The organism is Pseudomonas sp. SCT (assembly GCF_003864275.1).
Taxonomy (GTDB): domain Bacteria; phylum Pseudomonadota; class Gammaproteobacteria; order Pseudomonadales; family Pseudomonadaceae; genus Stutzerimonas; species Stutzerimonas stutzeri_AE.
The window spans coordinates 318326-341466 of the sequence record NZ_BDJA01000003.1; the positions used below are offsets into that span (position 1 = coordinate 318326).

General features: G+C 62.4%; 22 protein-coding genes. 6 read left to right on the forward strand and 16 right to left on the reverse strand.

Annotated elements, in window-relative coordinates:
• Positions 1-59: 59 nt before the first annotated feature.
• The 3 genes from BHD08_RS09975 to selD are packed head-to-tail and all read right to left on the reverse strand — an operon-like array spanning position 60 to position 2508.
• Positions 60-338: a hypothetical protein gene (locus BHD08_RS09975; RefSeq protein WP_015277244.1), complete on the reverse strand. Its 279-nt coding sequence runs from the start codon at positions 336-338 to the stop codon at positions 60-62.
• A gap of 29 nt (positions 339-367) precedes the next feature.
• Entirely contained in the window at positions 368-1474 is a 1107-nt protein-coding gene (gene mnmH / locus BHD08_RS09980) for a tRNA 2-selenouridine(34) synthase MnmH (protein ID WP_125021943.1), read from the reverse strand.
• Positions 1474-2508 carry a selenide, water dikinase SelD gene (gene selD / locus BHD08_RS09985; protein WP_125021945.1) on the reverse strand — a complete coding sequence of 345 codons (1035 nt, stop codon included), beginning with the start codon at positions 2506-2508 and terminating at the stop codon, positions 1474-1476. Before selD ends, mnmH begins: the two co-directional genes overlap by 1 nt.
• 170 nt (positions 2509-2678) lie before the next feature.
• Between selD and BHD08_RS09990 the strand changes: the two genes are divergently transcribed.
• Positions 2679-3668, forward strand: coding sequence for a patatin-like phospholipase family protein (locus BHD08_RS09990; protein ID WP_125021947.1), 990 nt, complete (start codon positions 2679-2681; stop codon positions 3666-3668).
• Between the two features lie 12 nt (positions 3669-3680).
• Here the strand turns inward: BHD08_RS09990 and BHD08_RS09995 are convergent, their stop codons facing one another.
• The 8 genes from BHD08_RS09995 to BHD08_RS10030 form a co-directional block, all read right to left on the reverse strand.
• Positions 3681-4775: an AI-2E family transporter gene (locus tag BHD08_RS09995; RefSeq protein WP_125021949.1), complete on the reverse strand. Its 1095-nt coding sequence runs from the start codon at positions 4773-4775 to the stop codon at positions 3681-3683.
• A gap of 80 nt (positions 4776-4855) precedes the next feature.
• Positions 4856-5659, reverse strand: coding sequence for a DUF4892 domain-containing protein (locus tag BHD08_RS10000; protein ID WP_125021951.1), 804 nt, complete (start codon positions 5657-5659; stop codon positions 4856-4858).
• A 226-nt stretch (positions 5660-5885) separates the two neighbouring features.
• Positions 5886-6743: an alpha/beta hydrolase gene (locus BHD08_RS10005; protein WP_125021953.1), complete on the reverse strand. Its 858-nt coding sequence runs from the start codon at positions 6741-6743 to the stop codon at positions 5886-5888.
• The gene (locus BHD08_RS10010; protein ID WP_125021955.1) at positions 6740-7552 is read right to left on the reverse strand and encodes an alpha/beta fold hydrolase; all 813 of its coding nucleotides are present in this window, start codon (positions 7550-7552) and stop codon (positions 6740-6742) included. The genes BHD08_RS10005 and BHD08_RS10010 overlap by 4 nt, the downstream gene beginning before the upstream one ends.
• A 127-nt stretch (positions 7553-7679) precedes the next feature.
• A complete protein-coding gene (locus tag BHD08_RS10015) occupies positions 7680-8123 on the reverse strand; it encodes a hotdog fold thioesterase (RefSeq protein WP_125021957.1) in 444 nt (147 codons plus the stop codon).
• A gap of 70 nt (positions 8124-8193) precedes the next feature.
• Positions 8194-8652 carry a phosphohistidine phosphatase SixA gene (gene sixA, locus BHD08_RS10020; RefSeq protein ID WP_125021959.1) on the reverse strand — a complete coding sequence of 153 codons (459 nt, stop codon included), beginning with the start codon at positions 8650-8652 and terminating at the stop codon, positions 8194-8196.
• Positions 8649-9005, reverse strand: a complete 357-nt coding sequence (locus tag BHD08_RS10025) for a DUF4389 domain-containing protein (RefSeq protein WP_125021961.1) — start codon at positions 9003-9005, stop codon at positions 8649-8651. Before BHD08_RS10025 ends, sixA begins: the two co-directional genes overlap by 4 nt.
• A 22-nt stretch (positions 9006-9027) precedes the next feature.
• Positions 9028-10050 carry an NAD(P)H-dependent glycerol-3-phosphate dehydrogenase gene (locus BHD08_RS10030; RefSeq protein ID WP_125021963.1) on the reverse strand — a complete coding sequence of 341 codons (1023 nt, stop codon included), beginning with the start codon at positions 10048-10050 and terminating at the stop codon, positions 9028-9030.
• A 430-nt stretch (positions 10051-10480) separates the two neighbouring features.
• On the opposite strand from BHD08_RS10030, the gene fabA reads away from it, so the two are divergent.
• Entirely contained in the window at positions 10481-10996 is a 516-nt protein-coding gene (fabA, locus tag BHD08_RS10035) for a 3-hydroxyacyl-[acyl-carrier-protein] dehydratase FabA (protein ID WP_003285418.1), read from the forward strand.
• Positions 10997-11007: 11 nt separating this feature from the next.
• A complete protein-coding gene (fabB, locus tag BHD08_RS10040) occupies positions 11008-12225 on the forward strand; it encodes a beta-ketoacyl-ACP synthase I (protein WP_015277256.1) in 1218 nt (405 codons plus the stop codon).
• A gap of 97 nt (positions 12226-12322) precedes the next feature.
• Here fabB and BHD08_RS10045 read toward each other — a convergent pair whose 3' ends face one another.
• Positions 12323-13366, reverse strand: coding sequence for an AraC family transcriptional regulator (locus tag BHD08_RS10045; RefSeq protein ID WP_015277257.1), 1044 nt, complete (start codon positions 13364-13366; stop codon positions 12323-12325).
• 174 nt (positions 13367-13540) lie between these two features.
• On the opposite strand from BHD08_RS10045, the gene BHD08_RS10050 reads away from it, so the two are divergent.
• The 3 genes from BHD08_RS10050 to BHD08_RS10060 all read left to right on the forward strand — a co-directional run bounded on the left by BHD08_RS10050 (position 13541) and on the right by BHD08_RS10060 (position 17671).
• On the forward strand, positions 13541-14719 hold the full coding sequence (locus BHD08_RS10050; RefSeq protein ID WP_125021965.1) for an acyl-CoA dehydrogenase family protein: 1179 nt from the start codon (positions 13541-13543) through the stop codon (positions 14717-14719).
• Positions 14720-14743: 24 nt separating this feature from the next.
• Positions 14744-15940 (forward strand): beta-ketothiolase BktB, encoded by a 1197-nt coding sequence (bktB, locus tag BHD08_RS10055; protein WP_125021967.1) that lies wholly within the window; start codon positions 14744-14746, stop codon positions 15938-15940.
• Between the two features lie 102 nt (positions 15941-16042).
• Entirely contained in the window at positions 16043-17671 is a 1629-nt protein-coding gene (locus tag BHD08_RS10060; RefSeq protein WP_125021968.1) for a fatty acyl-CoA synthetase, read from the forward strand.
• A 52-nt stretch (positions 17672-17723) separates the two neighbouring features.
• On the opposite strand, the gene sstT is transcribed toward BHD08_RS10060, so the two are convergent.
• The 4 genes from sstT to BHD08_RS10080 all read right to left on the reverse strand — a co-directional run bounded on the left by sstT (position 17724) and on the right by BHD08_RS10080 (position 23120).
• Entirely contained in the window at positions 17724-18950 is a 1227-nt protein-coding gene (sstT, locus tag BHD08_RS10065; protein WP_125021970.1) for a serine/threonine transporter SstT, read from the reverse strand.
• 181 nt (positions 18951-19131) lie between these two features.
• Positions 19132-20739, reverse strand: coding sequence for a methyl-accepting chemotaxis protein (locus BHD08_RS10070; RefSeq protein ID WP_125021972.1), 1608 nt, complete (start codon positions 20737-20739; stop codon positions 19132-19134).
• A 142-nt stretch (positions 20740-20881) separates the two neighbouring features.
• Complete coding sequence (locus tag BHD08_RS10075; protein ID WP_375708247.1) at positions 20882-22558, reverse strand: methyl-accepting chemotaxis protein; 1677 nt, start codon at positions 22556-22558, stop codon at positions 20882-20884.
• A gap of 97 nt (positions 22559-22655) precedes the next feature.
• Entirely contained in the window at positions 22656-23120 is a 465-nt protein-coding gene (locus BHD08_RS10080; protein WP_125021974.1) for a DUF3859 domain-containing protein, read from the reverse strand.
• Positions 23121-23141 lie beyond the last annotated feature (21 nt).

Here is a 23141-nt window from a genome sequence, read left to right on the forward strand (position 1 = left end):
CAAACGCAGCGAAGGGACCAGCCCGCCCGAACGGCAGGCTGGTTGTTGGAGTACCGCTTTTAACGCCCGGCCCGTGACTCGCGCAGATAGAAGCGGGCCTTCTGCGCTTTCTGGGCACAGCCACGAAACGCCTCGAACTGCTGCTGGGTCTTGGCCCCGGTCAGCAAGGCCAGCGCCTTGGAATAGCTCACGGTTCCTGCAAAGCCTTCGGCTTCCGCCAGGCTTTGCTCCTTCCACGCCGCATCCAGTTCCGCCGCGCAACTGTCACGGTATGCGGTCTTGCCGGCACAGCCGGCCAACAGCACAACCAGCAAAGGTAAACTCAGCCAGGTTTTCATCGCATCATCCCTCGTGTGCCATTCAGGAATTAAAGGCGCTCTTGCGCCTTCCGGTTACGCAAATACTCGACCACCGATCGCTGGTCGCCAGCGAACTCGATCCGCCCGGCCTTGCTTTCGCGCTGGTAGGCATACATCGGATCGTAGTACTCGCCGAGCAATGCCTCGATCCACGCCCGGTGCAGATCGACCGAGCCGCTGCGTGTCTGCTCCGCAAGTGCCTGATCCATTAGCAATGCCAGGCGCTGATAACGCTCGCCGCCGAGTCGCTTGTTGATATTGACCAGACTTTGCTGCAGACGCTCGGCGAAAGCAGCGAAACCGTTCTCACCCTGCTCGGCAATGAACTCCGCGCACAGGTCGATCACGTAATCCTTGAGGATCCGCTCGACGCGCCCTTCGAGGCTGTCTTCGAGCCAGATCAGGGAAAACTCCTGCATGCCATTGAACAGTGGTAGCGGAATCGAACAACGGCCAACCAGACGCGCCTCGTCTTCGACCACGAACGTCTCGATGCCGGCGGCGCGCAACTTCAGCAGGCGGATCGCCAGAGCATTCTCGAAGTCGATCTGCGCCGGCTGCGGCGTGGCGCGCTTGCCGAAACTGGAACCGCGATGATTGGCCAAGCCTTCCAGGTCCAGGCTGTTGTCCAGCTGCGCCAGGACCTCGGTCTTGCCGGTACCGGTCATGCCGCCCACCAGCACGAAGTCGCACTGTTCTACAGTCTGGTCGATGGTGTCGAGCAGGAAATGGCGCATCGCCTTGTAGCCGCCGACGACACGCGGGTATTCGACACCCATTTCGTCCTTCAGCCACTGCTGGACGATCTGCGAACGCAGCCCACCGCGGAAGCAATACAGGTAGCCATTCGGATGGGCGCGAGCGAAGTCGGCCCAGGCCTGCAGGCGCTCGGCCTTGACCTTGCCGGAAACCAGTTGCTGGCCGAGTTCGATGGCCGCCTTCTGGCCGTGCTGCTTGTAGCAGGTGCCGACCTTCTGTCGCTCGATGTCGTTCATCAGCGGCAGGTTGACCACACCGGGAAAGGCGCCCTTGGCGAATTCCACCGGGGCGCGGGCATCCATCATCGGGACGTCATTGAGGAACAGCTGGCGGAAATCTTCGGTATCGCTGCGCATCAATGGACCTCGACCGCATGGCCGCGCGCTTCGACGAGCTGGCCGATGGGCTGCAGGTTCAGGCCGAGTTCGGCACAGACTGCGAGGAACTCCGCCTCGCCTTCCGGTGCCACGGCCACCAGCAATCCACCACTGGTTTGCGGATCGCAGAGCAACTGCTTGTGACGCTCGTCGAGCGCGGCGATGCGCTCGCCGTAGCTGTCGAAATTGCGCTGGGTACCGCCAGGCACGCAGCCCTGCTCCAGGTAGTACTCGATGCCCGGCAAGCGCGGTACGCGCGCATAGTCGATCTCAGCAGTCAGCCCGCTGCCATCGGCCATTTCCACCAGGTGACCGAGCAGACCGAAGCCCGTGACATCGGTCATGGCGCGAACACCCTCGAGCTTGCCGAAGCGGCTGCCCGGCGTGTTCAGCGTGCACATCCAGTCCCGCGCCAGCCCGACATCTTCGGCGCGCAGCTTGGCCTTCTTCTCGGCGGTGGTGAGGATGCCGATGCCCAATGGCTTGGTCAGGTACAGCCTGCAGCCGGGGGTGGCGGTGTCGTTGCGCTTCATCTGCTGCTTGTTCACCAGACCGGTGACCGCCAGGCCGAAGATCGGTTCGGGCGCATCGATCGAATGCCCGCCAGCCAGCGGAATACCCGCCGCGTCGCAGACGACACGGCCACCGGCGATGACCTCACGGGCGACTTCCGGCGGCAGCACGTTGACCGGCCAGCCGAGGATCGCGATGGCCATCAGCGGATCACCGCCCATGGCGTAGATGTCGCTGATCGCGTTGGTCGCCGCGATCCGGCCGAAATCGAAGGGGTCGTCGACGATGGGCATGAAGAAGTCGGTGGTCGAGACCACACCGCGCTCCTCGTCGATGCCATATACCGCTGCGTCATCGCGCGAGGCATTGCCGACCCACAGGCGCGGGTCGAGATTCTGCGCTCCGCTGCCGGCAAGAATCACGTCCAGCACCTTGGGCGATATCTTGCAGCCGCAGCCGGCGCCGTGACTGTACTGGGTGAGGCGGATCGGTTCGCTCATCGGGCTCTCTCGTGGCACAAGCACAAACGGGCGGCGATTGTAGCAAAGGCCGCCCGTCATTCGCCGATTGACGCAGACTCCCACCAGTCTTAACGGTACCGGGACGGATCAGCCCTTGCAGGCTCGCCGGCCAGGCATGAAGCTATCGCAAGTGCCACAGGGAGAACCGCATGAGTAAGAAAGTTGCACTGGTACTGGGATCGGGCGGCGCGCGGGGCTATGCGCACATCGGCGTGATCGAAGAGCTGGAGGCGCGCGGCTATGAAATTGCCTGCATCGCCGGCTGCTCCATGGGCGCCGTGGTCGGCGGCATCTACGCGGCGGGCAAACTCGACGAGTATCGCAACTGGATCGAGAGCCTGGATTACCTGGACCTGCTGCGGCTGGTTGACCCGAGCTTCAGCCTCGGTGCGATACGCGGGGAAAAGGTTTTCGGTCGTATCCGCGACATGGTCGGCAAGATCCGTATCGAGGATCTGCCGATTCCGTTCACTGCAGTTGCCACGGACCTGACCAACCAGCAGGAAATCTGGTTTCAGGAAGGCAGCCTGGAACTGGCCATGCGCGCTTCCGCGGCCATTCCCAGCCTGTTCACGCCCGTGATGCAAGGCAATCGCATGCTGGTCGACGGCGGTCTGCTCAACCCCCTGCCAATCGTTCCGGTGGTGTCGGCACACTGCGACATGATCATCGCGGTCAACCTCAACGCCAACAACCATAAGCAGTACCCACTGCCTGAGGTGGTGCGCCCAGGGCGCTTCGATTCACTGGTCAACTCGATCAGTTCGCACATCCCGTTCTGGCGCAAGGACGAAGCTGAACTGGCCGGTGAGCTCGACGACCTTCGTGCTGGCGAACTGCTGCGCGGCGATCAACCGCCTGCAGCGCCGACCAGTCACAGCGCACCGAAGTCTGCCGAAGGCGCGACGGTGATCGACGTCACCGGTCCGGCATCACTGCTGGAGCTGATCAACCAGAGCTTCGACGTCATGCAGTCGTCACTGGCGCAATACAAGATCGCCGGCTACCCGCCAAACGTGCTGGTCAACATTCCCAAGCGGGCCTGCCGCTTCTACGAGTTCTACAAGGCCCCCGAGCTGATCGAACTGGGCCGCATCGTCGCCCACGACGCGTTGATCCGCTACGAAGAGGAACAGTGAGCGAGCCTTCGCTTACTGTCCAAGTGGGTCGCGCGGTTCGCCCGGGAGTAGCGGCGACTCGTGCGAGGGCATCGTCGGCACCTCCTTGATCAACCAGTCGCCCAGCAGGCTGTAGGCAACCGCAAGCAGGGTCGGGCCGAGGAATAGCCCCATGAAACCGAAAGCAAGGATGCCGCCGAACACGCCAAGCAGCACCACAACCAGCGGCAGGTTGCCGCCGCGGCTGATCAGGTAGGGCTTGAGCACGTTGTCCACGCCACTGATGACGAACATGCCCCAGATTCCAAGGAAGACCGCCATGCCGTAGTCGCCCTGCCAGGCCAGCCAGGCGACGGCAGGGCCCCAGATCAGTGGCGGCACCATGATGAAGCTGCAGGCGAACGTCAGCAGGCCGAGCACCAGCGCACCCGGGATCCCGGCAATGAGAAACCCGATGTAGGCCAGGATCGCCTGGGCCGCAGCCGTACCGATCACGCCGTTGACCACGCGCTGCACCGTACCGGCCACGAGCTCCAGGTAATGATCGGCGCGTTCACCAATCAGCCGGTGCAGCAGGCTATGGACGAATGCGGACAAACGGGGCCCGTCACGGTAGAAGAAAAACACCAGCACCAGGCTCAAGGCCAGCTCGAGCATGCCGCCACCGATCCGTGCGCTGCGCACCAGCAGCCAGTTCGCGACCTGGCCGATGTACGGACGGATGCTGGCGATCAGCGCCGTACCCTGCTCGTCGACGGTATCCCAGAAGCCCACCAGGGTATCGCCAATCAGCGGCAGCTCGCCCAGCCAGGTCGGGGCAGGCGGCAATCCTTCGACCTGAAGGTCGTGCAGCAAGGCATTGGCCTCACGAATCTGGTCGGCGATGTTGAAGCCGAGCCAAACCAGCGGTACCGCCACCAGTACCATCCAGCTGAAGGTAAGTAGCCCGGCAGCCAATGTGGCATTGCCGTGCAGCCAGCGGGTCAGCAGACGCATGACCGGCCAGCTGGCGAATGCCAGGACGGCGGCCCAGAACAATGCGGAGGCGAACGGTGCCAGCACCCAAAGGCACGCAGCCAGCAGCCCGAGCAGCAGAATCTGCGCCAACAGGCGGTCATTGTTGAGCATGTGAACGTACCCTGGGAATTAGAGCCGCGCCCACGATCAGGGCGCGAAACAAGAACCGCTATTGCAGCTGTTACGCAGGATCAGCGCAATAGCCGAATGACCAGGCCCGGTTCCTGGGACTCGTCGACTTCCAGCCGCCCGCCACGGATGCGCTCGACGATCAGCGCTTCGCGCCAGGCTGCCGCACCTTGTCCGGCCAGACTGACACGCGTGGTGCTGTCCAGGCTCAGCACATTGGCGAGCAGAGCTCCCCACTCGGCGGTCGGTTCGTCTGCCAGGCGTGGCAAACGCAGCTCGCCAGTGCTGCGCAACTGCCGCAACAGCGTCGCTGCCGTGGGCAGTACCGCAGCCAGGGGTTCATTGCTTTGCAGTTGTTCGACGTGCAGATAAGGTCTGCCATTGCCGCGGGTTATCCCGTACAAGGCAACCAGATCGTTTTCGGCATCGGGTAGACGGGCCAGCAGATACGCCTGCTGCGCCTCCGGACCGTAAAGCATGGATTTACCAAATATCGCGTTGGCCCAGAGGCTGCTCGAACCACACTCGCGGCCCTCGCACCAGAACAGCAGTTCGGCGCCCTGGCGCAGCAGCTCGCTGCGGGCCTGGGTGAAGGCTTCGATACCGGTATGCGTACTTGGCAACTGGTAGGTCACCGCCGTCAGCTCACCCGAAACGACCACCTGCGCTGCCATGCGCAAGTTGCCACTGATGCGACGGATGGAGTCCTGGGGATAGATGCGCTCCTGCACCTGCGACTGCCGATAATCGACGATCTGCGCCTGGGCAAAACGTGGCAGCCGCTCGAGATCGGCACTGCCGGTAACGTCCGCCGCCACGGCAACAGTGGATATCAAGACCGATGCCGCGATCCATGCACTTCGCATAACACTCCTCAACGGGTCACCCGTGGCTGTTTGCCGAAACTCAGCGAATGCGGCAAGCCGAGGTCCGTCGGGACAAACGCAAGGGCGCAGCCGGGGGCCGTCGCGACTCTGAAGCAATCGATCATTGCGCTGGCTCTGCTGGAAACGTTGCCTCCCAGCCTCGCCAGTTGGCAAAAGCAAGTCAAGCGAGGCTTTGCGAGAGAGTATTGCAAACGCCCGGCATCACTCAGCTGTGGAAGAAGGCATTGAACACCGCAGCCACCGCTTCCGCGCCCGCCTCATCGTCCAGATGCAGATGATGTCCACCGGGCAGCCGCTGCACATCGAAGGGGAAGCCATCGATCAACTTCACCAGCTCCGGCTCGTTCATCAGGCCCTGCTCCGCCAGCACCAGAGTAGTCGGGCAGGCAACCTGCGCGACAAACGCCAGCGCATGGGCACGGGTCAGCCGCATCGCCGAAGGCAGCATCAGCCGGGCATCGGTGCGCCAGGTATAGCCGCCGGGCACCGGCATCAACCCGCGTTGGGCCAGTAGTTCGGCTGCCTCACGGCTGACCGCGCCGACGCCCTTCATGCGCGCTTCCACCGCCTGAACGAAGTTCGCGTAAACCGGCTTGCGTTTGTCGTCGACCGCAAGCAGCGCCTCGAGCGCCGCGCCAAGCTTCTTCGGTGCGCTGTCCGCCTCACCGGTATAAGGGATGACGCCGTCGATCAGTGCCAGCCGTTCAATGCGCTGGGGCAGAGCGCCGGCCAGCAGCACAGAAACGATGGCGCCCATGGAATGCCCCAGCAAGGAAAAGCGTTGCCAGCCGAACTGTTCGGCAACCTGTAGCACGTCATGGGCATAATCCCAGATGTTGTAGGCAGCACCCGCGGGACGATGTTCGGAATGACCATGCCCGGGCAGGTCCAGAGCGACAATCCGCAAACCCTCGAGGCGCGGCGCGAGACGGCTGAACGTCGCGGCATTGTCGAGCCAGCCGTGCAGGGCGATAACCGGCTTGCCATCTTCCGGACCGTACAGGTGCGCTGCGACTTCCAGATGGGGCAGGCTCAGCCGGACCTCTTCGAATACCAGGCTCATGCCACCCCCTCGGTAAGTTCGCCGTGCGTGCCCCAGCGGGCCAGCAGTTCTCGAAGCTTGTCCGCTGTCTGCTGCGGCCGCTCGAAAGGAAACATGTGACCACCCGGCAGCGTATGCGCCTCGCCGTGCGCCATAAGCCGCAGCAGATAGGCGTGATGCGGCAGCACGACACGGCTGTCGCGCCCACGCACCATGGCCAGAGGAATCTTCAATGCCGGCGGCCAACCCGGTGTCAGATGCGGCACGCTGCGGTAGATGCTGATTTCGGTCTGCGGATCGAAACGCAGGCGCATCCCCTGCCCTGCGGGTTCCAGGCCATGTTCGATATAGGCTTCCAGGCACTCCGGGTCGAAGTTGCTGAACAGCGCTTTGCCGGCGAAGTAGGCACGCGCTTCCTCGACGCTGGAGAACTGCTCGCGGCGCCCGAGCGTCCGCCCCGCCGGGGTCAGCCGATCGATGAAGCCCAGGCGTTTGGCGGCCCATATGACGGTCTGATCGAACCAGGTCGGAAGCGGCGAATCCAGCATGACGACACCGTGATACAACTCGGGTCGCAGCAGCGCGGCGCGATAATGCAGCATGCCGCCGAACGAATGCCCTATCCCCCAGGCGGGTTCGTGCAAGCGTTCGAGCTGCTCGAACAGCTCATCGAGCAGGTTGTTCCAGTTATCGTCAACGGGAAAGCGTGGGTCGTGGCCATGACGATCCATGTGCGTGACCTCGTACTCGGGTGCGAGGGCATCGAACAGCTTGCGATAGGTCGCCGAAGGGAAGCCATTGGCGTGGGCGAAGAAGATGCGCTGGGACATGAAGGCATTGCCGGACAGACTGAACGCTCATTGTCTGGCAGGCCCTGGCATGCGGCAATCGCCATAGGCCTGCCGAATGAAGGGCATTCAGGCCAATCAGCAGGCCACTATGGCGGCCTGCCCCGAATCAGCCAGCGCCGTTGCCCTTGTCCAGTGGCACGATAGCCACGGTCAGCCGGGAGATGCAGCTGGGCTTGCCGTCCTCCCCGCTCAGGCGAATATCCCAGACATGCGTCGAGCGCCCCAGATGCACCGCTCGGCAAACACCGGTCACGCGGCCACTGCGCAAGCCACGCAGATGGTTGGCGTTCACCTCCAGCCCGACGCAGTAGAACTTGCTGGTGTCGATGCAGTGATAGCTGGCCATCGAGCCGAGGGTCTCGGCCAGCACCACGGAAGCGCCGCCATGCAGCAGACCATAGGGCTGATGGGTACGGGCATCGACCGGCATGCTCGCGGTGATCGAAACGTCATCGAAGGATTCGAAGCGTATATCCAGCAGATCACTGATGGTGTTCTTGCGGGTGCTGTGAAGTTCTTCCAGGTCGGGCTGACGGTGCCAGATGCTCAAGGCAGGTACTCCTGATGGTTATTGTTCTGCGGTTAGGTTCGCCCCGAAGCGCGAGGCGAACCGCCCAACCCTAACCAACGTGATGCACAGAAACCAGTCGCATCAGCCCTCCGGCAATCGCTTCGCCTTCCAGCTCAACCAGTGAAGCCGTCGCCATGGGCAGCGGATTGGCGTAATGACCGTTGATCAACCAGCCCGCCAGGTTGCCAACAAACGGCTGATGCGTGACCAGCAGCAGGTCGCTTTCGCCACGCAGGTCCAGCTCGCGCAATGCCTCGGCAAGATCGGACTCCGGTGTCGCCCAGTCAACTGTCTCGCACTGCCCGGCAAAGCCGAGCGCCTTGCGTACCTCATCCGCGGTCTGTTGAGCACGCTGGAACGGGCTCACCAGCATCGTTTGTAGCGGCCTGCCCCGCAGAAACGTGGCGCTGCGGCGCACGTCACGTCGCCCCCCCTCGGTCAGATTGCGCTCGGCATCGGTACGGGCCTGCGGCTCGGCTTCACCATGTCGCAGCAACCATAGCCTCATGGAGTCGGCCCCTGCTGTGTGTCCTTCGGCTCGACTGGTGGCACAGGCGGAACGGGATTGCTCAGTTCCACATCGGCCGGTCTAGGCGTCGGCCAGTCGGACAGTGGCCAGGGCTTGCGCTCGGTATTGAAAGTGGCGAAGCGGCCGATTTGCGCGATGTACTGGCTGAGGCTGTCGCCAAACGCCTGCAGACCGGAATCCGGGAGCCCCTTGACCAGGCGCATCACCAGCTGCAGCACCACGACTACCAGCAGCGCCAGCTCGGCCAGTTGCCAGACGAAAAAGAAAATTAGCATCCAGACGGCTCGCAGGATCAGTGATTCCCGGTCCGTGGCCTGGTTAGATTGGTTCATGGAGGTTTCCCCTACGCTCGGCTCAGAATCCGTCGGTTGAAATAAAATCCACATCGGTCTTTGGCTCGCCGCGCATCAGTACACCGATGATCTGATCCAGCGTACGCCCCTCGAACAGGATGGCATGGAGGCCCGCGACCAGCGGCATATAGACCTGCAGCTCCTCGGCCTTGCACTTGAGCACCTTGATGGTATTCACGCCCTCGGCGACCTCTCCCAGCCGGGAAACCGCCTCATCGAGGCTGAGGCCTTCACCGAGCGCATAGCCCACCTGGAAATTGCGGCTTTTCTGCGATGTGCAGGTGACGATCAGGTCGCCGACGCCGGCCAGGCCGAGAAAAGTCATGGGATTGGCCCCGAGCTTCACGGCGAATCGCGTCATCTCCGCCAGCGCCCGGGTAATCAGCATGCTGCGCGTGTTCTCGCCCATGCCCAGTGCGGCAGCCATACCCGCCATGATCGCGTAAACATTCTTCAGCGCCCCACCCAACTCGACGCCGAAGCGATCCGAGCTTGCGTAGACGCGGAAGGTGCGGCCGTGCAGCACCTGCTGGACGCTGCGGCAGAGCGCTTCGTCCTGACTTGCCACGACCGTTGCGGTCAGCGCGTGCTCGGCCACCTCACGTGCCAGGTTCGGGCCAGACAACACGCCGATGCGGGCATCTGGCGCAATCTGTTCGAGAATCTGGCTCATCAGCATGAAACCATCGGCCTCGATACCCTTGGTGGTGCTGACCAGCATCTTGCCGCCAAGCTGCTTCGCGAACGGCTGCAGCGCCTGGCGCAATGCGCTGGATGGCAGCGCGACAAAGATCAGCTCGCAGGCATCCAGGGTCGACGGCAGGTCGGTGGTCGGCTCCACCTGCTTGAGAATCTCCACACCTTTTAGATAGCGAGGGTTCTGCCGCAGCGTCCGGATGCTCTCAGCCTGCTCGGGATCACGCATCCAGAGCAGAACGTGGTGACCGTTCTCGGCCAGCAGATTGGCGATTGCGGTACCGAAACTGCCGCCGCCGAGTACGGCGATGGGTTGCTGTCGTGTCATGTGGGTTCCGTTATGAGCCATTCGAAATGGCAGTGCCGGGCATTATACGTTTCGCGTTCACAGCGGCCAGCGCAACCACCACAGCCCGTGAAATCATTCGGTTACAGTTGGATCGAAAGGCAGTCGAAGCCCGCCCGACCCGTTGGAACAAGGCTTCAATCGATCCATGCAACCGTCACTGCAACGATTGTCTATAGAGGACAAGCTGTCGCAAGGTCCTCGTTAGCCTTTCAGGAGTGTTAAAGTAGCCGCCCGATTCTGTCTTTGCGTCCTTCAGCCGCAGGTACGGGTTGAATGGCGTCGCTGTTGGCAGGCTGTGACTTTAGCCACAACGCGGCAGTCTATGACTAGTCTTGATGATCAGGCCTCGAATTCTGGCCCGGTATGTAAGCAGCAAAGCCCTTCGCAAGGGGCCCATTGAGGAATACGCATGACCAAACAACACGCCTTTACTCGGGAAGACCTGCTTCGTTGCAGCCGCGGCGAACTCTTCGGTCCCGGTAATGCGCAACTGCCCGCGCCGAACATGCTGATGGTCGATCGTATCGTTCACATCAGCGAAGTGGGCGGCAAGTATGGCAAGGGCGAACTGGTTGCCGAACTGGATATCAACCCTGATCTCTGGTTCTTCGCTTGCCATTTCGAAGGCGATCCGGTCATGCCCGGCTGCCTGGGCCTGGATGCCATGTGGCAGCTGGTCGGCTTCTACCTCGGCTGGCAGGGCAACCCTGGGCGCGGCCGCGCGCTGGGTTCCGGCGAAGTGAAGTTCTTCGGTCAGGTACTGCCGACCGCCAAGAAAGTCACCTACAACATCCACATCAAGCGCACCATCAATCGCTCGCTGATCCTCGGCATCGCCGATGGCACCGTCAGCGTTGATGGCCGCGAGATCTACAGTGCCGAAGGTTTGCGCGTCGGCCTGTTCACCTCTACCGACAGCTTTTGAAGGACATCCGCATGCGTCGCGTCGTGATCACTGGCCTGGGTATCGTTTCCTGCCTGGGCAATGACAAAGAGACCGTCTCCGGCAACCTGCGCGCCGGCCGCCCCGGCATTCGCTTCAACCAGTCCTACGCGGACATGGGGCTGCGCAGCCAGGTTTCCGGTTCCGTCAACCTGAACCTCGAAGAGCTGATCGACCGCAAGGTTCTGCGCTTCATGGGCGACGCTGCCGCCTATGCCTATCTGGCAATGGAGCAGGCGGTCAAGGACGCCGGTTTCAGCCTCGATGACATCTCCAACCCGCGCATCGGCCTGGTGGCCGGTTCCGGTGGTGCTTCCACCATCAACCAGATGGAAGCCATCGACATCCTGCGCGACAAGGGCGTCAAGCGCATCGGCCCATATCGCGTACCGCGCACCATGAGCAGCACCGTTTCTGCCTGCCTGGCGACGCCGTTCCGCATCAAGGGCATCAACTACTCCATCGCTTCGGCCTGCGCCACCAGCGCGCATTGCATCGGCCATGCCATGGAGCAGATCCAGATGGGCAAGCAGGACGTGGTGTTCGCTGGTGGCGGTGAAGAAGAGCACTGGAGCCAGAGCTGCCTGTTCGACGCCATGGGCGCGTTGTCCAGCCAGTACAACGAGACCCCGGAAAAGGCCTCCCGCGCCTATGACGCCAAGCGTGATGGTTTCGTCATTGCCGGCGGTGGCGGCATGGTCGTGGTCGAAGAACTGGAGCATGCGCTCAAGCGCGGCGCCAAGATCTACGCGGAAATCGTCGGCTACGGGGCTACTTCCGACGGCTACGACATGGTCGCGCCGAGCGGTGAAGGCGCGCTGCGCTGTATGCAGCAGGCGATGTCTACCGTGGACACCACCATCGACTACCTCAACACTCACGGCACCTCGACGCCAGTGGGCGATGTGGCCGAGATCAAGGCCGTGCGCAACATGTTTGGCGACAAGATCCCGACCATCAGCTCGACCAAGAGCTTGTCCGGTCACTCGCTGGGTGCCGCAGGCGTCCACGAAGCGATCTACTCGATGCTGATGATGGAAGGTAACTTCATCGCCGGCTCGGCCAACATCGACGAGCTGGACCCGGAAGTTGCCGACATGCCGATCCTGCGCGAAACCCGCGAGAACGCTCAGCTCGACACCGTGATGAGCAACAGCTTCGGCTTCGGTGGCACCAACGCGACTCTGGTGCTGCGCCGCTTCAAGGGCTGAGCCCTAGCGCCGGCAGAACGCCCCGACTAGTCGGGGCGTTTTCGTTTGTGCGCCCAGAAGCCGAACGATGCGGTGGCTGTCGCCACAGCGTCTGGCATCAGACCAATCGACGACCGTTTCGCCATTGCGCTGGTGGTCGCCCTGTCCAGCGCTTGAAGGCCCGACAGAACGCCGCAACCTCGGCGAAGCCGCTCTGCTCGGCCACCTCCTGCACGCTGAGGTGCTCGTTGCTGAGCAGCCGCAGAGCGAATTCCCGACGTAACGACTCCTTGATCTGCCGCACCGAGGTGCCTTCATCCTGCAGCCGACGCCGCAAGGTGCGTGGCGTCATCAGCAGTTGCTGGCTGATCTCCCCTAGCTCTGGCATGTGCCGGAGATCGTAATGCTGCAGCAACAGCCTGACGCGAGTCTGCAAGCTGTTGTCCTGCACGGGCCGGTGCAGGATCACCCCCGGACAGTCGCGCAGAAACGCCTGTAGCTCGGTGTCGCTGCGCAGGATTGGCAGCTGCAGGACGCGTGGATGCAGATAGAAGCCACAACGGGGCTGGTCGTGGTGCAGCTCGCCAATGAACATCACCCGATACTCAGCCGCGTGACTGGGGGCCGGGTAGCCGAAACAGGTGGCGACGACAGGAATCTGCTGCCCGATCAGCCAGCCGGCGAAGCGCTGCCACATCAACAGAATGAACTCCTGCAGGAAATGATCAGGATCGAATTGCTGATGCAGATGCAAGCGGTAGAACACCAGTGGTGACTGCGCGGGCGCAAGATCCAGGCCGATATCCAGGTCGTCCCTGACAGCGGTATAGAAACGCGCGCTGCGCTCCAACATGCCGCCAAGGGTCTTTGCGCCCAAGGCGAACTCCGCCATGAGCGAGAACACGCCCCGCTTGCAGGCTCTTGGCGCCATCCCCATGAATTCGTCCGCGGTAGCGCGCCAGACCGCCTTGATCAATTCGCTGAGCTGATGTTCGGTGATCAACCTTTCGGGCTGATCGAGCCAGTGCGCTGGGATGCCGGCAGCGGCCAGCAACTGCAGCGGATCCGCCCCCTGTCGCACGGCGCCGCCGATGCCGGCTCGCAGGTAGTGATTGGCGATATGCGCCCTGGCCAACGACCTGGGCAACTCCGTCGCAGTCATTCGGCTGCTCCTTGGCTTTCCGCTCGGCAGTATGGCGCGTTTCCAATCCGTGATGGCCTATCCGATCAATCAAAACGACCGCAACGGTCATTCAAAGCACGCGAGCAAGCTCTTATTAATAGCCATGCACCTGCTCGGTGACCGACCAGAACAAGAACAATCAAAGGGCTCAGCATGAACGAACAGACCCTGCGGGGCGCGGATTGCGCAACCAGCGAAGATGACCAGACACTGTTTCAGGATTCGGTGCGACGCTTTCTTCAACAGGAAGTGGCGCCCCACTACGAGCAATGGGAAGCCGACCACCAGCTGCCACGCGCGCTCTGGCATCGCCTCGGCGAAGCGGGCCTGCTCGGCGTAGACCTGCCGGAGCAGCTGGGTGGCTGCGCAGCAGGAGTCGAGACCTGCCTGATGATCTGCGAGGAAATATCCCGCCAGGGCTTCGGCGGGCTAGCCAGCGGCTACAACATCCACGCCAACATCGTGATGCCCTATATCCACCACCTGGGCAACCCTGCGCAGCAGGCTTGCTGGCTACCGCGCATGGCCGCTGGCGAAGTGCTGGGCGCCATTGCCATGACCGAGCCTGGCGCCGGAAGCGATCTGGCCGCCATGCGCGCCAGTGCGCAGAAGGTTCCTGGCGGCTGGAAGCTCAACGGCAGCAAGGTATTCATCACCAACGGCCTGCTGGCGGACATGGTGATCGTCTGCGCCAAGACAGACCCGAACGCCCGGGCCCGCGGCGTCTCGCTGTTTCTGGTGGATACCACTTTGCCAGGCTTTTCTCGCGGCAAAGCGATCCGCAAGATCGGCCAGCACGCCAGCGACACCGCCGAGCTGTTCTTCGACGATCTGATCGTGCCGGAGGATGCGCTGCTTGGCGACGCGGGCAAGGGCTTCGCCTATCTGATGCAAGAACTGCCTCGGGAGCGTCTGGGTGTGGCAGCGCAAGCCATCGGAGCCATCGACGGCGCCCTGCAGCTGACCCTGGACTACGTCCAGCAACGGCGTGCATTCGGTCAGCGCATAGCCGACTTCCAGAACACCCGCTTCACGCTGGCCGAAGTGCGTGCACACCTGGAGATGGGACGCGCCTATTTCGAGAAGTGCCTGCAGCGCTACGCCCGTGGAGAAATGAGCAGCACCGACGCAGCAGCCCTCAAGTTGATGCTCAGCGAGACGCAGTGCCGCTGCGTCGACCAATGCCTGCAGCTGTTCGGAGGCTACGGCTACACCCTCGAATATCCAATCTCGCGCTTTTATGTGGATGCGCGCATCCAGACCATCTATGCGGGCACTTCCGAAATCATGAAAGAAGTGATCGCCCGCGACATGCTTGGGCCTGTGGCCTGACCGACCGACAAGAAGGAATTCCAGATGAACGACACAGTTGCGCTGCAGGACGTGGTGATCCTATCCGGCGCCCGAACCGCCATCGGCGACTTCGGCGCCAGCCTGTCGGGCTATAGCCCTGCCGAGCTGGGGACTTTTGCCGGCCGCGCCGCCATCGAACGCGCCGGCGTGGCGGCGGAGGAAATCGACCACTGCATCTTCGGCCACATCATCACGACCAGCCCGCAGGATGCCTACCTAGCGCGACATATTGCCCTGAACTGCGGCCTCGCCGAGCACTCGGCGGCAATGAACGTGAACCGCCTGTGCGGATCATCGGTGCAGTCGCTGATATCCGCCGCGCAGATGATCCAGGCGGGTGCCAGCCGTCTCGCCCTTGCCGGTGGCGCCGAAAGCATGAGCCAGGGCGCGTATCTGCTGCCCAAGCTGCGTTTCGGTCAGCGCATGGGCGATGCAGCCGCCGTGGATCTGACCATCGGCATACTCAGCGACCCGTTCGGCAGCGGGCACATGGGCATCACCGCCGAGAATGTCGCCGCCCGCTATGGTTTCACCCGCGAGCAACTCGACCAGTATGCCTGCGACAGCCACCGCAAGGCTGCCAATGCAATGGCTGCGGGGCACCTGACGACGCAGATCGTCAGCGTCCCGATCAACAAGGGCCGTGCTGCCGGGGAGTTCTCTCAGGACGAGCACGTGCGGCCTGACACCACGCTGGAGGGCCTGCAGAAGCTGCGCGCAGCATTCAAGAAGGACGGAATGGTGACAGCCGGCAACGCCTCGCCGCTCAACGACGGCGCTGCGGCACTCGTGCTTGGCTCAGCGCAGGAAGCCGCCAGGCTCGGGTTGCGCCCCCGCGCCCGCTTCCTCAGCTACGCGTTCGCCGGTGTCGAGCCGCAACTGATGGGCTTGGGGCCGATTCCTGCGGTGCAGCGGGCGCTGACGGCAGCAAACCTACGTCTGGCCGACATCGACATCATCGAGTCCAACGAAGCCTTCGCCGCCCAGGCGCTAGCAGTGGCGCAGAGCCTGGAGTTCGATCCAGACAAGGTGAACGTCAACGGCGGAGCGATTGCCCATGGTCACCCGGTCGGTTCCACCGGGTCGATTCTCACCCTGAAAGCGTTGTATGAGCTTGAACGCCTCGGCAAGCGTCACGCGCTTATCACCATGTGCATCGGCGGCGGACAGGGCATTGCGCTGATTCTCGAGCGCCTCTGAATGCAGGAATAAGTTGCACCGAATAAGGCGGCGACCAGCGGCGAGTCGTTGGTCGCCCATGACCCTCATGCCGCAACAAAAATAATTATTCGAGGTATGCCCATGCGTCCGACGGTTGAAGTCCACCCTTCTATCCACCGCAACACCATTGGTGACGCCCTGCAACGCATAGCCATGCGGAGCCCCGAACAGATCGCCTTGCAGTACAGGGAGCGCCGCTGGAGCTTCCAGGCGCTGGATCGTGCGGCGAACCGTGTAGCCAATCATCTGCTGGCCCTTGGCCTGAGCAAAGCGGACCGGGTCGCGGCATACGGCAAGAACTCCGATGCCTACCTGATTCTCTGGCTTGCCTGTACCCGTGCCGGTCTGATTCACGTTCCGGTCAACTACTCGCTGACCGAACACGAACTGGCCTACGTACTCGACCAGTCGGGCGCCCGCGCCCTTTTCGTCGACGACAGCCTGAAAGGCCTGGTCGACTGCATTCCGGGCCAGCGCCAACTGGCGATCCGCGGCAGTCTGCACAGCAATGAAACGACATCGGATCGCAGCGATATCCTCAGAATCGCCACCGGTTCCGCCTGCGATCAGCCACCTGAGGTCGACATAGCCGAAACCGATGTCGTGCAGATTCTCTACACCTCAGGCACCACCTCCGATCCCAAGGGCGCGATGCACACGCACCGCTCGCTGATGACCGAGTATTCCAGCTGCCTGCTGCACCTCGATATAAAAGCCAGCGACCGCTGCCTGGCAGCCCTGCCGCTCTACCACTCGGCACAGATGCATGTGTTCACCATGCCGGCGCTGCTGGCCGGCGCCTTCAGCTGCCTGACGGATACGCCGACGCCTGAAGAAATTCTGCGACTGCTCAAGACCGAACAGCTGAACAGCTTCTTCGCGCCACCAACCGTCTGGATAGCCCTGCTACGCCATGAGCAATTCGTTGAGGCGCAACTACGGCACGTACAGAAGCTCTACTACGGCGCCTCGATCATGCCGGAGCCAATCGCCCAGGAGCTGGGCGCGCGATTGCCGCAATCGGGCCTCTACAACTGCTACGGTCAGAGCGAGATCGCCCCGCTGGCGACGGTCCTGACGCCCGAAGAGCACAGCGAGCGGCCGACATCCTGTGGCCGGCCGGTAAGCAACGTGCTGACGCGGATAATCGACCCCTCCACCGGCGAAGAATGTGCCCCCGGCGTTGCAGGCGAGCTGGTCCACCGCTCGCCGCAGCTGATGGTCGGTTACTGGCAGAAGCCGGCCGAAACCGCCGAGGCGTTCGCCGGCGGCTGGTTCCACTCCGGGGACCTGGGCTACCGCGATGAGCAGGGCTACATCTGGATCGTCGATCGCATCAAGGACATCGTGAATACCGGCGGCGTGCTGGTGGCCAGTCGCGATGTGGAAGAGGCACTCTATCGCCACCCACATGTCGCTGAAGTAGCGGTCATTGGCGTACCCGACCAGAAATGGATCGAAGCGATCGCCGCCGTGGTGGTCCTGAAGCAGAACGCCACGCTGGATGCGCAGGCACTGCTGCACCATGCCCGCGCCCACCTTGCGCCCTTCAAGGTCCCGAAGCATGTGCATTTCGTGGAGCAACTGCCGAAGAATTCATCAGGCAAGCTGTTGAAGCGGGTACTGCGCATGCAGTTCGGTGCGCCAGCGCGCAGCAGCCTGGGCGAAGCCAGCGACAACCTTCAGCAGAGCGAGGCCAGCGCCAGATAAGGATGACGCTGGCCTCGAGTCACGCGGTCAGAACCCGCCCGCAGGGGAGGATCTACGCAGCTTCGGCAATATCGCCGTGAGCGATGCAGGAAGCAGCGGTGAAGAGCACATCGGTCGAAGAGTTGAGCGCTGTTTCGGCCGAATCCTGCACCACGCCGATGATGAAGCCCACCGCCACCACCTGCATCGCCAGGTCGTTGGAGATGCCGAACAGGCTGCTGGCCAGCGGAATAAGCAACAACGACCCGCCGGCCACGCCCGATGCGCCACAGGCACACACGGCGGCCAACAGACTCAGCAACACCGCGGTGGCGATATCGACCTGAATACCGAGGGTGTTGACCGCAGCCAGGGTCAACACGGTGATGGTGATCGCCGCACCGCCCATGTTGATGGTTGCGCCGAGCGGGATGGATACCGAATAGGTGTCCTTGTGCAGCCCAAGTCGCTGGCACAGCTGCATGTTCACCGGGATGTTGGCGGCCGAACTGCGGGTGAAGAACGCGGTGATACCGCTCTCGCGCAGGCAGGTGAACACCAGCGGATAGGGATTGCGGCGAATCTGCCAGAACACGATCAAAGGATTCATCACCAGCGCCATGAACAGCATGGCACCCACCAGCACCAGCAGCAGGCGCAGGTAACCCAGCAACACATCGAAGCCCGAATCAGCCAGCGTGCCGGCAACCAGTCCGAAGACGCCGAGCGGCGCGAAACGAATGACCACCTTGACGATCAGCGTGACGCCATCGGACAGATCACCAATCAGCCGCCGTGTGCTGTCCTGCGCATGACGGAAGGCGAAACCGAGGCCGATCGCCCACGCGAGAATGCCGATGAAGTTGCCATTGAGCAGCGCGCGTACCGGGTTGTCGGCGACATTGAACAAGAGCGTCTGCAGCACCGCGCCTACGCCCGAAGGCAGAGTGACGTCGGCCGCTCCACTCACCAGCGTGAGCGTGGTGGGAAACATGAAGCTCGCCAGCACGGCTACCGCCGAGGCACTCAGTGTGCCGAGCGCGTAGAGCAGGATGATCGGTCGTATATGGGTAGGTTGGCCACGCTTGTGATTGGCCAATGACGAGGTCACCAGCACGAACACCAGAATCGGTGCCACCGCCTTGAGCGCCTGCACGAACAGGTCGCCCAGTAGTGCCACCGATTTGGCTGCCGCCGGCAGGAAAAGCGCCAGTAAGGCGCCAGCGACCAAGCCCACCACGATCTGGGCGACCAGGCTGGTACGACTGATGAAGCGGATGACTCGAGGCATATCGGACATAAACGCGACTCGCAGCTAGGAAGGGAACGGCCCGGAGGTGGCCATTCCTGCCATGGAAAAACGCGGGATGGTACGCCGCTCGCCCGGCAATGCCCAGCGTTGCGCTGTCACGGGGCTGAAAGAGCGTAGCAGTCGGACGGCTGAGGAGATGGGCGCCGTCAAACAACGCCCATGATGTGGATCAGACCTGGAAGCGCGCCACGAGGTTGTTCAGGTCGATGGCCAGGCGGGCCAGCTCCTGGCTCGCCGCGCTGGTCTGGTTAGCACCGGCCGACGACTGCAGCGACAGATCCCGGATGTTCACCAGGTTGCGGTCGACCTCGCGGGCCACCTGCGCCTGCTCTTCCGACGCACTGGCGATCACCAGATTGCGCTCGCTGATCTGGCTGATAGCACTGGCGATACCATCGAGCGCCTCGCCTGCAGCGCGCGCCAGCTCCAGCGTCGTCCTGGCGCGCTCGTTGCTGAGTTGCATGGCGTGCACCGCCTTGTCGGTACCCTGATGTACGTCGCCAATCATCTGTTCGATTTCCTGGGTCGACTGTTGCGTGCGATGTGCCAGTGCCCGCACTTCATCGGCCACCACCGCGAAACCGCGGCCTGCATCCCCTGCCCGCGCGGCTTCGATGGCGGCGTTGAGTGCCAACAGGTTGGTCTGTTCGGCGATCGAGCGAATCACATCGAGCACCTTGCTGATATCACGCACCTGCCCGGCAAGCCGTTCGACTTCGGTGGCCGTCTGCGTTACGTCGTCGGCCAGCAGGCCAATCGAGTCGACCGTGCGAATGACCTGCTGGCGACCGTGCTGCGCCGTCTCGTCGGACTCTCGCGAGGCCTCGGACGTCGCCACGGCGTTGCGCGCAACCTCATCGACCGCCGCAGTCATTTCGTTGACTGCAGTGGCCGCCTGTTCGATCTCGTGATTCTGCTGATGCAGGCCGCGGGTCGAGTCCTCGGTCACGACATTGAGCTCTTCCGCCGCTGATGCCAGCTGATTGGAGGAATCGGAAATGCCCTGGATGGTTTCACGCAGGCTGCGCTGCATCGCCTGCAGCGCACTGAGCAGGCGCGCCGGCTCGTCGCTGCCGACAACCTGGAAATGGCGGGTCAGGTCGCCACCGGCAATCACCTCGGCAACGCCCACAGCTTCAGCCAGCGGTTGGACGATACTGCGTGTCAGCAGCATGGCAAGAATGATGGTAGCGATAAACGCCAGGATCATCGCAACGACGACGCCCTGGAAAGCGCTGGCTGCTACCTCAAGGGCATGGGCACTCGCTGCATTAGCTGCGTTGCGGTTGAGGCCGATAAGGTCATAGACAGCTTTCGAGGTACTACGGGCATGCTCGTTCAGCTCCCCCCGGGTAATTTCGATCGCCTCCTCCATGCGATTCTGCAAGGCGAGTTCTACTATCCTGCGCTGAAAGCTCTCGTAGCGTGCCAGCGACTGGTCAAAGTTAGCCAGCAACGCCTTACCTTCGGTATCTTGTATCAGCCGATCAAGATCCTGTCGCTCCTGAGCCAGCGTCTTGCGTAGGGCGTCAAGGGTTTCCGCACCGCGGCTGCGCTCTGCCGGCTCGCTGATCAGCAGGCGCAAGGTGCTTGCACGGATCATCAGGAACTCCTGATTGACCTGACCGAGCAACTGAATCGTTGGCAACAACCGCTGGTCGACCTTCTCCGCGTCACCCTCCATCGCGGCAATCCTAGTCAATGCGAAGACACCGAGCAGGAACACCAGCAATGCCACCACGGCAAAACCCAATCCGGCCCTCAGGGCAATTCTCATCTGTCTAAACATGGCAAGACTCACTTCGACTACGGGATATAACCGTATATCGGGCAAGGTCATGCATTACTTGACAAGCGACAACAAATATATTTATCGCAATTGAGAATCCATCTTTTTCAACCTCGGGATTACCTTCGGGTCAAACTCGGAAGCCGCCGACCAGACCATTCAAACCAACCGCCAACCGTGCCAGTTCTTGGCTCGCCGCACTGCTTTGGCTCGCCCCAGCGGACGACTGCAGCGACAGATCGCGGATATTCACCAGATTGCGATCGACTTCCCGCGCTACCTGGGCCTGCTCCTCCGACGCACTGGCGATGACCAGATTGCGCTCGGAGATCTGACTGATCGCAGCAGCGATTTCTTCCAGTGCTTCGCCGGCCGCACGCGCAAGGTCCAGCGTGGTACGTGCACGCTCGTTACTGACCTGCATGGCCTGCACTGCGCGGTCGGTTCCCTGATGCACGTCGCCGATCATCTGTTCGATCTCCTGGGTCGACTGTTGCGTCCGGTGCGCCAGCGCCCGCACCTCGTCGGCGACCACCGCAAAGCCGCGTCCCGCATCACCTGCTCGTGCGGCCTCGATAGCTGCGTTGAGCGCCAGCAGGTTGGTTTGCTCGGCGATCGAACGGATCACATCCAGCACCTTGCTGATATCGCGCACCTGCGCCGCCAGCCGCTCAACCTCGGCGGAGGTCTGGGTCACGTCGCCGGCCAGCTGGCCGATCGAATCGACGGTGCGGATCACCTGATTGCGCCCATGCTGTGCCGTCGCATCGGAATCTCGGGAGGCTTCAGAGGTAGCCACGGCGTTGCGCGCCACCTCGTCCACCGCCGCTGTCATCTCGTTGACCGCAGTGGCGGCCTGCTCGATTTCGTGGCTCTGCTGATTCATCCCGCGGGTCGAATCCTCAGTGACCACGTTCAGTTGCTCGGCAGCGGATGCAAGCTGACTGGACGAATGAGAGATGCTCTGGATGGTGCCGCGCAAGCGCTCCTGCATGGAACGCAGTGCCGTCAGCAATCGCGCCGGTTCGTCCCGGCCGACGATGTCGATATGCCGCGTGAGATCACCACTGGCCACCACTTCGGCAATGCTCACCGCCTGTTGCAATGGCTGGACGATACTGCGGGTGAAAATCCATGCCAGCACAACCGTCAGCAGCACAGCGAGCACGATCGTCCCGATCATCCAGGCCTGCGAGCTCTGGAAGATTGCCGCGGCCGAGGCCGCCGAGAGTGCGGATTGCTCGTTGTTGAAGGCAGTCATCCTGGCAACTGCTTCGTTCAAACCGGTGCCGGCCGTGTTCAGCCTGGAGCCGACGACCTCAACGGCCTCCTCGATCCGGCCCTGGCCTTCCAGACGGACAATTTCTGACAGCACCTCGTCGAACGCCGTACGCGCACGCTGGTAGTTCTGGAACAGCTCGCGTTCCTGCGGATGGTCCACCGTGCGCTGATAGGCATCCTCAAGGCTCGACAGCTCGTTGCGAAAACGAGCCAGGGTGGCGCGGTTCTCTTCGACCCGCGTGCGGTCGATGATCAGCCGCAGCGTGTGAATCCGCGTGCGCAGGGTGTGTTGGTTGAGGTCACCGAGCGCGACGATACTGGGCAACCATTCATCGCTGAGCTTTGCCGCTTCGCTGCGAATCTTGCCCATCTGCAAGATGGCAAACAGCCCGAGCAGCAGGACAATCAGACCGATGAGGCCGAAACCCAGCGCGGATCGCTGAGACACATTCATGTTCCGAACAAGCATTGAGGCGTTCCTCTCGAAATTTCCAGCGCTGCTCTGGCGGACAGGCAGCGGCGTCATCTGCCATATCGTGTCGCAAGCGGCTGACTTGAACGGTCGAGAGGTATTCCGTCGAATATCGGCCGGATAAGCGACGGACGGAGACGAATCGAGTCACTCACTCCACAATGAAGCGCTGCTCAAGAATTTTGCGATCCCCCTGGAAGACCAGAAAATGCCAGTCGCCGGCGACGAGTTCGTGGGATTCGGTGAACTCGAACGCCATGACGTCCTGAGTGCTGTCCGGCACCAGCTTCTGCACCACCTCGAACTTGTCGTGTCGCTGCCCATCCGGCGTCACCACGCCAGGGGTCAGGTACAACAGCGTCAGCGGCATGTCGCCCTCGCGTTTGCCTTGCAGCCTGTAGCGCACACCGAACTTGATGCCAAGGCGCGCCGGAACGCGGGTGGTGTGCTCGATCGTAGGGTCGCTGCGACTCAAAACTCGCTCACCTGGCTGCAGATCTAGTTGAGAGTTGCTGAACAGGCCGTATTCCACCGGCCCGGTGACTTCTACCGCGGCCCCTACTAAACCGCTAAAAAGCAGCAGGCCGAATAGCGAAAACGCACGCAACACTGGCATGTGACACTCCTGTCCGAAGAA